The organism is Dinghuibacter sp. (genome assembly GCF_035492835.1).
Classification (GTDB): domain Bacteria; phylum Bacteroidota; class Bacteroidia; order Chitinophagales; family Chitinophagaceae; genus Dinghuibacter.
The window spans coordinates 1-12,382 of sequence record NZ_DATJIY010000042.1 but is presented as its reverse complement, the minus strand read 5'-3'; the positions used below and the strand labels follow the sequence as shown (position 1 = coordinate 12,382).

The following is a 12,382-nucleotide window of genomic DNA, read 5'->3' as shown; positions in this document are numbered from 1 at the left end:
ACGGTCCTTCCATCCCTGCCGGTCCCAATACGTCACGTGGTAACCCATGACCAGCACCTGGCCCGGATATTCCTTGTCAAGACCCGCCAGCACCACGTCCGCCGGCGGACAGCTCGAGCACCCTTCGGAGGTGAACAACTCTACCACCGCAAACCCCGGATCGGGTTTAGGGCGGCAAAAGGCCGCCAGCGTGGCGAGTGTCAGTAGAATGGTCCATTTCATGTACCAAAAGTACGACGCCTTCGGGCTTGCGGGTGCATTTTGACGTAGTTCATCGTTGACGAAAACGCCCAATTCGTTGAATTCCACCAAAAATTTGGATAGCGAATAATTTTTATATAATATTGGCGTTCAAACCAATGTACCCATGAAGAAACTTGTTTACGCAAGCGTTTTCCTTGCCCTGCTCACGACAGCCTGTAAAAAAAGCAGTAGCGGCTCCAGCGCCGCGGTTTCAGCCAACCTTAGCGGAAAAACCTTTTCCTCCGCCCAAAGCCAAGCCTTTTATTCGCAGTCCCAAGGCCTGTTCGCCATGGTCGGCTACACGATCGGCAACGGGGACACCACCGTCCTGGAGCTCGACCTGTCCAGTAATGTGACCCTGGGCTCCGCCGTTAGCTTCACCAGCGGCCAGACCGTGTACTACTACGACACCAAAGGCAACATTTCCTACACCGGTGACCAGACCACCGGCCACGGCACCGTTACCATCAACGGCTGGGACAAGAACAACACCAAGGTCACCGGCACCTTCACCGGCGTCCTCTTGAGCGATTTCAACCCGAACGACTCCCTCGTTGTCACCAACGGGCAGTTTAACGTAACGTACATCGCCGAGCCCTAAGGCTTATTGAATTGTCAATATGCAAAAGCCCGGCCGTGGAGCCGGGCTTTCGTTTTAGTCCGTGTAAGAAATCTATTTAAACGAAATCTGCATCATGTGCTCCAGCGTCGCCGGCGACCAATTCCCCTCGGCGAGTATCCGGCGGATGGTGTAGAGCGGCGCCTGGTCGCCGATCTTGTCGCCCAGCTGGAAGGCGGCCTTTACGCCCCCTTTTTTCAGCTGGTCCACGGCGGGGTAGTTCCAGACGCCGAAGGGGTAGGCGAAATAATCGATCTTGCGACCGGTGATCTGCTCCAATTCCGCCTTGGGCTTGGTCAGCTCCAGGTTCCAGGCTTCGGCCAGCTGCGTATCGGCGGTCGTGTATTTCTTGGTGTTTACCAGCTTCAGCACGACGGGATTGCCGGCGGCCAGCTTCTTTACGTTCTGGTGGTCCCAGGTATGGATGCCGATGATATGACCGCGGTCGGCGATCGCCTTGACGTTATCCTTAGTCATGTACCGGGGTTTGTTCAGGGGAATGGTCATGATAAAGAAGACGCCCTTGTACCCGTATTTCTCCAGCTCGGGCATCGCCAGCGTATAGTGCTCCAGGTGGGAGTCGTCGAACGTCAGCATTACGGGTTTGGGCGGTAGCGGCTTACCCTTGGTCAGGTAGTCATAGAGCTGGTCGGGCAGGATCGAATGGTACCCGTTGTCGTGGAGCATCTTGATCTGCGCCTTGAACGCGGCGGGGCTGATGGTATAGTCCGGGCTGGCCTTCCCGGTGACGTCCTTGATGTTGTGGTAGCACAAGATGGGTACCTGTGGCCGCTGCGCCAGCGCCTGACCGACCCCGGCCAGGAGCAACAATACATAGAGTGAGATCGACTTCATACGAAAAAAAACGGTTAATAAATTGCCGGCTAAGGTAAGACATTCGCGTCAGAACCGATCAGGTCCCACCCACCGCCGCCGCGCCTCCCTGCTCATCAGGCGTTCGGTGCTGTAAAACGCATGGATAAACTCTCTCGAAGCGAACGGCTGCCGCTGGACCTCCGCGATCACCTCGTCCGTCAGCATCGTGACGCCGCTCGTGATCAGGAAATGGGTTATCTGCTGGGTAAAGAACAGCGTGATGGTCTCATGATAGCCGGAGGCGTCGGTATTCTGTCCACCCACGCTGACGTTGTAGTCACAGATACCCTTCCTGATCTTCTGCACCGCCACGGGCAGCGGGTACTGCGTGCAATACCACAGCGCCATCAGGATGTGCGCCGTGTGGGTCCAACGGACCTTGGGCAGGGTGCCATTTTCAAATTGCCCGACCATACGGGAGAGTGCGTCTGTTTCCATATCAAAAGGTTCTGGGGTTTATCTCTTCTTTATAGGTGCTGAGGATGATCGTCGTGCTCGTGCGGGTGATCGCCTTTACGGCTTTGATCTTGTGGACCAGCAGGTCTTCCAGGGCGGCGGTGTCCTTGACGAGGACTTTGAGCAGCAGGTCGCTGTCACCGGCTACGTGGTGGCACTCGAGCACCTCGTTCAGGGCGATGAGGTGCTCCTTTACGCTCGCGTTTTTGGTGTGGTCGATCCATACCGAGATAAACGCCAGGATGTGCAGGGAGAGCTTTTCCCTGTTCAACTTGACCGTAAAATGGTCTATGATGCCGGACCGGCCGAGCTTGCGGAGCCTTTCGGTGACCGCGGGCAGGGAGAGGTTCACCTTCCGGGCGATGTCCGCCCCCGTTATACGGGCGTTTTGAGAAAGCAGTCTCAATATTTTGCCATCGAAAGCGTCGATCATTGTTTTTGTCAAATGTATTCATTAATTAATTTTATTCAGCCATAAGCGATACTTTCAAGCGTATCTTAGGACCGCCATATATTTACCTTAATTATTGCTTGAACTCAAAGTCCCAATAAAAGAAAGTCGAAATTGTATTAATGCTTTTCAGAGACGCGCTTAACCTCATCAAACCCGCCGCACCCACCGGCGCCCACTGGGCGGACCTCGGCTGCGGGAGCGGCCTTTTCACCCGGGCCCTGGCGACTCTGCTCGCCGACGGCAGCACGATCGACGCCATCGACGCGGCGCCGCAAAAACCGATAGAGTCACCGAACCCGGCGGTGGAGATACGGTTCCAGCAACAGGATTTTACCTCAGAACCGCCGCAAAGCCTCGACGGGGTCCTCATGGCCAATTCCCTGCACTTCGTACGGAACAAAGCCGCGTTGCTGAAGCGCCTGAACGCCAGGCAGCTCATCATCGTCGAATACGACACGATGCTGGCCAACCCCTATGTGCCCTATCCGGCGGACTGGGCGCACCTGGAAGCGATGCTGAAAGGCATCGGGCTGACGGACGTCCGGAGGCTCGGCGACCGGCCGTCCGTTTATGGCAAGGTGAGCATGTACGCCGCAAGCGCCCGCTAAAGGTTGTGTATATACGCAAGCAGCAACCCCGCTGAAAACCGGCCGGCCCGCGTCTGGTGGGGGTTCCCGGTCAGGAGGTTGGATTCGTTCGGGTCGTCGAAATTGAAGGGCTGCCGGTACGACGACGTCGCCCCGTACGATAGCGCGATCCCCGGCCGGAAGTTGTACTTCGGCCGCTTCAGGTTGACGCCGAGCTCCAGGTGGTATTGGTTCCAGGCGGTGGTGTTGGCCACATAACCGTCGTCGTCGCGGTAAAGGTTGCGGGCGGCGGAGGTGAAGTCGGTCCTGAATGACGCATACCCCAGCCAGGAGCGTACGAGCGGAAAGCTGCACCCCGCGCCTACATTGAACACCTGGCGGCCGGCGGATTTGAATTTCAGCAACGCCGACGTGGAAGCATTGTTGCTGCCGGTATCGGGACGGATAAAGTAGTCGTTCCGCGGCGTGACGACGTTGTAGTCGCCGATCCGCGTAAAATACGACACCGCGACATACACCTGGCCCCCGCCGCCATAGTCGTAGGCGTACCCCGCGGAGAACGACGCCGGCGTCTTCCAACGCGCGGGCAGCCCGGTCTGTCGGGCGTTGGCCAGCAGGTTGATGGGTACGCCGCCCAGTAAGATGTCGTTGACCTCCTCGTCGGCATAGAGTGTCGCGCGGCCAAAGAGGTGGAGCAGCGGGGTGGCGACCAGCACGCCCAGGTGATGACGCCCGGCGTCGTACGCCAATCCGAACCGGAGCCGGAGACCGATGTGCGTATAACGAGCCTCATAGGTCTCGACGGCGCTGGCGATGGGCGGGAAAAGGGTATCCGTCCCCGTTACGTTGTACAACGCCCGCGAACTGAAATTGGTGCTGAAGTCCTGGCTGCGGACCTGTCCTTCGGCGGTCACGCCGAGCGCCAGGCCGCGGGCGGCCTTGAAACCCAGGCTGACGACACCCGACGTTTCGGTGATGTCATTTTGAGCAGCGTACTGGCCGACATAGTTCTCCGCGCCGGGGCTGTAGCTGTTGTCCAGGACGTCCGTGTGCGCGTCCCGCCGCTGGGTGACCGAATAGACCGAAACAGGGTTCCGGGTCAGCGCATACCCCACGACCCAACGGCGGAAGGCAAAAATCCCCGCGCCCGCTTCGGGGATCACGCTCCCGTTACGGGAGGTCAGGTCCAGGCCGGTTCCCACGCCGTTACGGACGCGGATCGATTCATACTGGTAGAGGTTCCCGGAAATGGACGCGCTGCTTTTCCGGGTGTAGGCCAGGAGGGCGGGGTTGACAAACAGCACGCCGCTGTCCCGGTTGTTGGCGATGACCGCGCCCGGGGCGAAAAAACCGCCGGGGCCGTAGCTGTCGGACCAATAGTTCGCGTCCTGGGCAAAAGAAAACACAGGCAGCCACAGTAAGCAGGCGAGTAGGTGTTTCATGGGCCTGAAAATAATACATAGTTTTGTGAAAAGCTTCATCTGAGCAACCCCTACATTTCCCTCCTCCGCACCGCCTGGAAGTACACCCGGAAAGAGAAACGATTGTTTCTGACGATCTACGGGATGTTCTTTTGCGCGAACGCGATCTTTGCGCTGAGCCCGCTGCTGTTTGGGTGGTTCGTCCATAAGCTCCAGAACGACAGCGCGCACGTGTTCAAGTGGACGGCGCTGTTTGTGGCGGGGTATATTTCGATCAAGTTCTGCCAGTGGTGTTTCCACGGGCCGGCGCGGGTGATGGAGCGGAGCCTGGCGTTCCGGATGAGCCGGAATTTCCTGCAGGAGCGCTATCACCAGGTCATGCACCTTCCGGCGAAGTGGCACCAGGACCACCACAGCGGGGCGACGATCAACCGGGTGCGGAAGGCGTACGAGGCGCTCCGGGAGTTCTACGACCGCGGCTTTATCTTTATCGAAGCCATTTGCAAGTGCGTTTTTTCGGTGTGCGCGATCGTGATCTTTTCGCCGCTGTTCGGGTCGATCGCGGTGGTGCTGGGGGTGGTTACGGTCACGGCGATCATCGGTTTTGACAGGCCCTATGTGGAGGCACTGGAAGAAGTCAACGAGAAGGAGCACGTGGTCAGCGCCACGCTCTTCGATACGCTGTCCAACATCATGACGGTCATCACGCTGCGGCTGGAAAAAAGCATGGAGCGCGGCCTCCTCGGCCGCGTCCGCCAGATATACAAGCCGTTCCGGCGGAGCGCGGTGATCAACGAGTGGAAGTGGTTTACGACGGACATGATGATTACGGTCATCTATTCGGTGGTGGTCGCGGGATATATATACCAGCACTGGTCGCCCGGCGTCGTCTTCGAGATCGGCGGCCTGGTTACGCTGATCGGGTACGTCACCCAGTTCACCAGCGTATTCCAGAACGTCGCCTGGCTCTACACCGACCTGGTCCAATACCACACCAACGTGGAGAACGCCGGCAGCATCCCGCGCGCGTACGAGGAATCCCACCGCGCCGAGGAGCCGGCGCCGTTACCGGACAACTGGAAGGTATTGCAGCTGAGCGGGCTCTTTTTCACGCACCGCAAAAAATACGATACCGGTTTCGCCCCGCAAAGCCTGCACGACCTGAGCGTCCGCATCGGCCGCGGCGAACGGATCGCCCTGATCGGCGAAAGCGGGAGCGGCAAAAGCACGCTGCTGTCGCTCCTCCGCGGACTTTACCTCCCGGAGTCAGGGTACCGCTTTACCGCCGACGACGAGCCGTTTGACCTCGACTCCCTCAACGAGTCGGTCACGCTTTTTCCGCAGGAGCCGGAGATTTTCGAAAATACCATCGCCTACAACATCACGCTGGGGCTGCCCTTTACCGATGAGGAGGTCATGGAGGTATGCGCCGCCGCGCACTTCACCGACGTCGTCCAACAGCTGCCCGAAGGCCTGAAGTCCGACATCCGCGAAAAAGGCGTCAACCTCTCGGGCGGTCAGAAACAACGCCTGGCGCTCGCCCGCGGCGTGCTCGCCGCCCGCGACAGCGACGTCGTCCTGCTCGACGAGCCGACCAGCTCCGTCGACCCCAAAACCGAAGCCGCGATCTACGAGCGCCTGTTCGAGGCGTTCGCCGGCAAGGCCGTCGTGTCGTCGATGCACCGGCTGCACCTGCTCCACCGCTTCGACTACGTATACGTCCTGAAGGCGGGGCGCGTGGTAGGGGAGGGGAACTTCACCCACCTGCTGACCACGAGCGAGGCCTTCCAGGAGCTCTGGGCGCACCAGAAGGGCGCCACCGCCTAGCGCGCCGGCGGTATTGCTTCCCACGCCAGCACCTGCCCCTTCACATCCTTGTACACCACCTCCATCGCCTCCAGGTCGCACGTCCACCGGTCCGTGCCCGCATCGGCGGCTTGCTGGAAGAAGGTGAGGGAATCGGTTTTGCCCGCCTGGTGGATTTTCAGCGCCTGCGCCAGCGCTTCGGGGTTCCCGTCGGTCGGAACCTTTTTGGGGGCGTATTTCGCGTCGGTTTCCAGCTCGTGTCCTGCGCCATAAAAGACATTCCGGCCGGTGGCCACGACGAAGTCGTAGCGTTTTACGCCAAGGGCTTTAAGCTCGGCCACATAGGCCGGGTAATCGGCGCCGGACTTCACTTTTGCGTGAGCCGCGGCGAGTTGTTGTTTTGTAAACATCTTTTTTTGACAAAGCTACCCACGCCGATGGCCGCGGAATTGTAAAAATCCGTTTAATCCGCCTTGAAGAACGCCCCCGGCGTCTCCCCCGTAAACGCCTTGAAATCCCTGATAAAATGCGCCTGGTCGAAATACCCCGCCTCGTAGGCCGCCGCCGTCAGGCTGGAGCCGCGCTGTTTCAATATCTCCCGAAACCGCAACAGCGACGCAAACTGCTTGGGTGTGGCGCCGACTTCGCGGCGAAAACGCTTCTCCAGCGGGCTTGCGCTCGTGTGGAGCGCCTCCGCCAGCGCCGAGACGCGCAGCTGTCCCTTGGCGGCCGCCATAAGTGTCAGCGCCTCCGTCACCATCGGGTCCGGCGCGCGCTCCCGCAGGCGTTCCAGCAGGAAGGACTCCACGAGCCTGATCCGCGCCGTGTCGTCGATCGCCCCGAGCAGCCGGTCCTCGAAACTCCTCACCGCCGCCGGCGCCCATAATTCATCTATGGCCAAACTTTGGTTATGCAGCTCGTGCATCGGCTGCTCAAAGAACGGCGCCGCCCGGCCGGGTTTGAAATATACCAATATGGAGCGGGCGTCCGCTGACGCGGTGAAAGTCCGCGCCTCTTGTAACAGCCCGGTGATGCCAGCGGTAGCGAGTGTCGTCGCCCCGGTTTCCAACCGCCCCCGATATTGAAACCCCATCACCAGCTCCGTATCCGGCAACACCCTATACATCCCCCCGCCCGGACTGATGGCGAAGCGGCTGATATAAGGTCGCAGGGCGGGGCAGGGGGTCACTGTCGTCATGATACAAAAGTGCAAAAACCGTCCGGATCGTGGGCGGTTTGTCAAGCATAATTTTAAAGAATGGTAGGTCGATCTACCAACATTGCGGGCGAAAAAAAACGCCGGTAGCGGCGATCCCCCAACAATGGATACTATTGCTACTTCTTTTTTGCCTTGCGGAATTTTTTTACGAAGTTTTCAGTAACTCCGGCAAGACTTGCAATCTCTTTGTCGGAAAAATCTGTCAAGGAAAGGAGATTCTTTACGAAAAAAGTGTCCTTTTCCAGACGGGCTTCGTCTTTTGCCGCGTCGATTTTCATTTGCTTGACTGGTTCGATAATACCCATAGTATTTGTTTTACCTCGACTCGTTATTTCTCCACTCTTTTGCGCAGCCTTTTGACAAAGGCCTCTGTGACATCAGCGACATCGGCGATTTCCGTGTCGGACATTTCATACATTTCGAGGAGCCTTTCCACGAAAAGAGCTTTCTCTTTCATACGCCCTTTACGGAAACCCTTTTCCAGAGCCTCCTCAGCTTCAATTTGTTTGATTTCCTGTACCGCTTCTTTCATTCCCATAGTGTTTGTTTTTGATGTTAATTGATCGATTTCCTTTTCAAATGTAATATATGTTTCCGGATTTTTGAATCGGATGCAATTGTTTAAAAAACGTAAGATCGCGTTCGTTTTTTGCTGACTATAACCCCTTTTAAGCAATAAGCCGGCAATGGCAACTTTCTCTTTCAAAAGCATTTCCTCCAGATCCCTTCCTGTCAGTAGCGCCTTCTTCGCAGCAAGCATGATCAGTGAAAAGGGGTTTTTATTCGCCATAAGCTCTTTATCAGAGAAGTTCCTTATGCAAATCTTGTTGTACTTATAATGGAGTTCGGTCCCCAGGCTTTCGAAAATGTAGCTTTGTGGCAGGTTGTGCCCGTATCGACCCGTAGCAATGGCAATCGCCGTTATCGGGCAACTATAGCGGTCATAAATTCTATAGAAATACGTAAACATCCGCCTGGCGAAATCCTTCTCGTTTTTCTTTTGAACTTCCACGTGACATAATATCCATTGCCTTCCGCCATTGCGAAGTCGTACCCTGACCAACTTATCTACAAAACGGTTATCGTTGGATTCTTGGGGCTCAGGGTACAATTCGCTGAGCTCCTTGTCCAGGAAATCCACCGGTTGCGTCAGGTCAAAGACCTGGTCCGCCTCGGGATATATGAATCGTAGCAAGTCTTCGAAGACTTCCTCCAAAACGGCCTTCCAGATAATATCATCTTTTGATCGTACCATACAGCAAATGTACCCCGATCATGCAACACCACAAAAATTTGTAAATAGCATTAACTAGTATCATATAGTATCATATTCCCCATAACCCGCGGGTTCCCATTGGGGTCGGAAAAAGACAAAAAAACATGGCAAATTTTTTGCACCAACCATACACATGCTACCCTTGCACCTGCCCGACATCGTCTTCGACCTCCTGCTTTTTGCCGCCGCCTTCCTGGCGGGTTTGCTGGTGAAGTGGCTCTTCGCGTGGCTGTCGAGGCGCGCCCAGGCGCGCAAACGCGATGGGTTCAGCTTGTGGACGAGCGTCCTTTGCCGGTTGGGGGAGCCGATAAACGTTTTTATCCCGTTGTTGCTGGTTAATTTGCTGGTGCCGTTCATGCGCCTCGGGACGCCCTACCGGGAGCCGATCCATAAGATATTCGAGATTTTTTTCGACATCAGTGTGGCGTTTTTCCTCATTGCGCTGGTGAAGGTGGCGGAGGACTACCTGTACCACCGGTATGACATTTCCAAGCCGATCAACCTCCGGGAGCGGAAGATCCAGACCCAGTTGCAGTTCATCCGCAAATTGGCGGTGGGGTTGATCCTAACGGTGACGGTGTGCGTGATCCTGCTCAGCTTCGAGGCGCTCCGGAAAATGGGCGCCAGCTTGCTCACGGGCGTGGGCGTGGGCGGGATCATCATCGGTTTTGCGGCGCAGAAATCGCTGGGCGATCTGCTGGCGGGGTTCCAGATCGCGTTTACGCAGCCGATCCGTATCGACGACGTGCTCGTCGTGGAAGGGGAGTGGGGGAGGGTGGAGGAGATCACGCTGACATACGTGGTGCTCCACATCTGGGACCACCGGCGGTTGATCCTGCCGATCTCGTACTTCATCGAAAAACCTTTTCAGAACTGGACGCGGACGTCGGCGGATTTGCTGGCGCCGATCATGTTCTACCTCGACTATACGGCGCCGGTCAACGCGATCCGGGCGGAGGTGAATCGCGTGCTGGTCGACCAACCGCAATGGGATGGGCGCGTCAGCGTCGTACAGGTGACGGATCTTCGCGAAAGGGTGATGGAGGTGCGCATACTGCTGAGCGCGCGGAATTCCGGCGACGCCTTCGATCTGCGGTGTAACGTCCGGGAGCGGGTTATCGCTTTCTTACAGGAGCACCACCCCGAATGTCTGCCGGTCACGAGAGTGGAACCTTATCGCTCCATAAACGTCTCCTGATACGCCCGCGGCGTCTTCCCGGTGATCTTTTTGAACGCCGCGTTGAACGACGTGAAATTGTTGAAACCGCTGTCGTAGCAGACCTGCTTGATCCCTTCTTTTCCCTCCAGGAGCAGCTTGCACGCGTGACCGACGCGGATCTCGGTGACGAATTGCGAATAGGTCTTCCCCGTTTTGGCTTTGAAATAGCGGCAAAACGAATTCGGCACCAGCTGGGCGACGCGGCTGACCTCGTCGAGGTAGATGTTGTCCGCGAAATGTTGGAGGGTGAAGTCGTAAATCGCATTGATCCGCTCGCTTTCCCCTTCGGAAAACGCAGGCCTGAAACCGATCGAGCTGAGCAAATGCGTACCGGGCGTAGCCGCGATGTCCCTCAGGACGCCCAGCAGCGCGAGCAACCGGTCGAGGCCCTCGGCGCGGCTCAGCTCCCCGATGCGCGAGCCCAGCGCCCGGTTGCGGAGCAGGATGCCGCGGCCCGACCGCTCCAGCAGCGCCTTGAGCGGCCGCGTCTCCGGTAGCGTCAGAAAAGCGTTCCCCCACAGGTCGTTCCGGAAGTGGATCACCGTCGAATAGGGCTCGTCGGCCACCGGGTCGGGGTGGTCGTACCGCCAGAAGTGCGGGAGGTTGGCGCCCACCAGCACGATGTCGCCCGTTTCGAAACGTTTGATGTTGTCCCCCACGAACTGCGTCCCGCCGCCCCGGAGGATGTGGACCAGCTCCAGCTCCGGGTGGTAGTGCCAGCGGTTGTTCACCTGGTTGGACAAATCCTGGCGGACACTGAACGAATCGTCCGGTTTACGGGGGACTTTGAGGAGCTCGGCACGCATATATTCCCCAAAAATCGGAAAACAGCCCGAAATCATGTTAAAATAATTTAAGTATCGGATAATCTGTCTTTTCCGCCGTAAGGCGAAAAAGTCGTTCTTTGACAAAACGAAACCTTTGCTATGCCGAAACAGCCTTTGATCCCCCGGGCCAATTTGATGGCCTTTTCGCTGGTGACGATGCTTTTCTTACTCTGGGGGATACCCAACAACATGAACGACATCCTGATCGCGCAGTTCATGAAGTCCTTCGAGCTGACGCGCTTCCAGGCCGTGCTGGTGCAGTCGGCGTTCTACCTGGGGTATTTTACGATGGCCATACCCGCGGGCATCCTGATGAAACGCTATTCCTACAAGGCCGGGCTGATCCTCGGCCTGTTGCTCTTCGCCCTGGGTTGCATGCTCTTCTGGCCGGCCGCGGTCATCGACAAATACTGGCTTTTCCTGATGGCGCTTTATGTAGTGGCATCGGGCCTGGCCTTCCTGGAAACGGGATCGAACAGCTTTGTCGTGGAGCTGGGACCCGAGGACTCCGCCGAGCGCCGGATCAACCTGGCGCAGGCGTTCAACTCCGTGGGGGCGATCCTGGCGGTGCTGATCGGGACGGTATTCATCCTGTCCGGGATCGAGAACAACCCGGCGCACATCGCGGCCGAAAAAGCCGCGGGGACGTACGACGCCTATCTCCACAAGGAGACGATGCGCGTCGTTACGCCGTATGTGTGCGTGGGGTGTTTTTGTCTGGTGTGGGCGGTGTTGATGATAGTCACCCGTTTTCCGAAGGTAAGAGACGAGCTGGCCACGGAAGAGGGGCCCAAAGGCCGCTGGCAGGATCTGGGCAACTACCCGCACTTCAAATGGGGCGTTGTTTCGCAGTTCTTTTACGTGGGCGCGCAGGTGGGCACCTGGAGCTTTTTCATGCAATACGTCCGCGACTATACGGGTACGCAGGAAAAAATGGCGGGGTACATGCTGACCGGCACCCTCGTGGCCTTTGCGGTGGGCCGGTTCACCGCCGCGTGGTTCATGCGCTTTATCGAACCCCGTAAATTGATGGGGATGTACGCCCTGGCCAACATCGGGCTGGTCGCGATCGCCATCCTTTTCCCCGGCCAGGTCGGCGTCTGGGCGCTGTTCCTGACCAGCTTCTTTATGTCGCTTATGTTCCCCACGAACTATGCGCTGGCCATACGCGACCTCGGTCCTAACACCAAGATCGGGGGCAGCTTCGTCATCATGTCGATCATCGGCGCAGCCGCGCTGCCGCCGGTGATGGGGTTGATTTTCTCCCAAACGCACAGCATGGCGATTGCGGAGATCGTACCTTTGATCGCCTATGGCGTGATCGCATGGTATGCTTACAAAGGCTCGGTGCTGGCGCCAACAACTCCCATAAACTCTAT

The 12,382-nt window shown here is 57.5% G+C and carries 15 protein-coding genes; 5 read left to right on the top strand and 10 right to left on the bottom strand.

Features of this window, described 5'->3' with window-relative positions; all coding sequences use genetic code 11:
* On the bottom strand, positions 1 to 222 hold a 222-nt coding region (locus tag VL547_RS03970), incomplete at its 3' end, for a DUF1223 domain-containing protein (RefSeq protein ID WP_325575427.1).
* 145 nt (positions 223 to 367) lie between these two features.
* On the opposite strand from VL547_RS03970, the gene VL547_RS03965 reads away from it, so the two are divergent.
* Positions 368 to 844: a hypothetical protein gene (locus tag VL547_RS03965; RefSeq protein ID WP_325575425.1), complete on the top strand. Its 477-nt coding sequence runs from the start codon at positions 368 to 370 to the stop codon at positions 842 to 844.
* A gap of 72 nt (positions 845 to 916) precedes the next feature.
* On the opposite strand, the gene VL547_RS03960 is transcribed toward VL547_RS03965, so the two are convergent.
* From VL547_RS03960 to VL547_RS03950, 3 genes are read right to left on the bottom strand one after another with little or no spacing between them, the layout of a single operon-like run.
* On the bottom strand, positions 917 to 1,717 hold the full coding sequence (locus tag VL547_RS03960; protein ID WP_325575423.1) for a polysaccharide deacetylase family protein: 801 nt from the start codon (positions 1,715 to 1,717) through the stop codon (positions 917 to 919).
* Positions 1,718 to 1,765: 48 nt separating this feature from the next.
* Positions 1,766 to 2,176, bottom strand: coding sequence for a hypothetical protein (locus VL547_RS03955; RefSeq protein ID WP_325575421.1), 411 nt, complete (start codon positions 2,174 to 2,176; stop codon positions 1,766 to 1,768).
* Position 2,177: 1 nt separating this feature from the next.
* Complete coding sequence (locus tag VL547_RS03950) at positions 2,178 to 2,627, bottom strand: Lrp/AsnC family transcriptional regulator (protein ID WP_325575419.1); 450 nt, start codon at positions 2,625 to 2,627, stop codon at positions 2,178 to 2,180.
* Between the two features lie 140 nt (positions 2,628 to 2,767).
* Between VL547_RS03950 and VL547_RS03945 the strand changes: the two genes are divergently transcribed.
* Positions 2,768 to 3,256: a class I SAM-dependent methyltransferase gene (locus VL547_RS03945; protein ID WP_325575418.1), complete on the top strand. Its 489-nt coding sequence runs from the start codon at positions 2,768 to 2,770 to the stop codon at positions 3,254 to 3,256.
* On the opposite strand, the gene VL547_RS03940 is transcribed toward VL547_RS03945, so the two are convergent.
* Complete coding sequence (locus tag VL547_RS03940) at positions 3,253 to 4,677, bottom strand: hypothetical protein (RefSeq protein WP_325575416.1); 1,425 nt, start codon at positions 4,675 to 4,677, stop codon at positions 3,253 to 3,255. The genes VL547_RS03945 and VL547_RS03940 overlap by 4 nt on opposite strands.
* A gap of 102 nt (positions 4,678 to 4,779) precedes the next feature.
* Here VL547_RS03940 and VL547_RS03935 point away from each other — a divergent pair, with 102 nt between their 5' ends.
* Positions 4,780 to 6,483, top strand: a complete 1,704-nt coding sequence (locus VL547_RS03935) for an ABC transporter ATP-binding protein (protein WP_325575411.1) — start codon at positions 4,780 to 4,782, stop codon at positions 6,481 to 6,483.
* Here VL547_RS03935 and VL547_RS03930 read toward each other — a convergent pair.
* The 4 genes from VL547_RS03930 to VL547_RS03915 all read right to left on the bottom strand — a co-directional run bounded on the left by VL547_RS03930 (position 6,480) and on the right by VL547_RS03915 (position 8,936).
* Complete coding sequence (locus tag VL547_RS03930) at positions 6,480 to 6,872, bottom strand: DUF1398 domain-containing protein (RefSeq protein WP_325575409.1); 393 nt, start codon at positions 6,870 to 6,872, stop codon at positions 6,480 to 6,482. The two genes, VL547_RS03935 and VL547_RS03930, sit on opposite strands and share 4 nt — an antisense overlap.
* A gap of 53 nt (positions 6,873 to 6,925) precedes the next feature.
* A complete protein-coding gene (locus tag VL547_RS03925) occupies positions 6,926 to 7,660 on the bottom strand; it encodes a helix-turn-helix domain-containing protein (protein WP_325575407.1) in 735 nt (244 codons plus the stop codon).
* Between the two features lie 137 nt (positions 7,661 to 7,797).
* Positions 7,798 to 7,986 (bottom strand): hypothetical protein, encoded by a 189-nt coding sequence (locus tag VL547_RS03920; RefSeq protein WP_325575405.1) that lies wholly within the window; start codon positions 7,984 to 7,986, stop codon positions 7,798 to 7,800.
* A gap of 23 nt (positions 7,987 to 8,009) precedes the next feature.
* The gene (locus VL547_RS03915; protein ID WP_325575403.1) at positions 8,010 to 8,936 is read right to left on the bottom strand and encodes a hypothetical protein; all 927 of its coding nucleotides are present in this window, start codon (positions 8,934 to 8,936) and stop codon (positions 8,010 to 8,012) included.
* A 154-nt stretch (positions 8,937 to 9,090) separates the two neighbouring features.
* Here VL547_RS03915 and VL547_RS03910 point away from each other — a divergent pair, with 154 nt between their 5' ends.
* Positions 9,091 to 10,155, top strand: coding sequence for a mechanosensitive ion channel family protein (locus tag VL547_RS03910; RefSeq protein WP_325575401.1), 1,065 nt, complete (start codon positions 9,091 to 9,093; stop codon positions 10,153 to 10,155).
* On the opposite strand, the gene VL547_RS03905 is transcribed toward VL547_RS03910, so the two are convergent.
* Positions 10,131 to 10,982 (bottom strand): AraC family transcriptional regulator, encoded by an 852-nt coding sequence (locus VL547_RS03905; protein ID WP_325575399.1) that lies wholly within the window; start codon positions 10,980 to 10,982, stop codon positions 10,131 to 10,133. The genes VL547_RS03910 and VL547_RS03905 overlap by 25 nt on opposite strands.
* Positions 10,983 to 11,102: 120 nt before the next feature.
* Here VL547_RS03905 and fucP point away from each other — a divergent pair.
* The coding region (fucP, locus tag VL547_RS03900; protein WP_325575397.1) for an L-fucose:H+ symporter permease at positions 11,103 to 12,382 on the top strand (1,280 nt) is incomplete at its 3' end.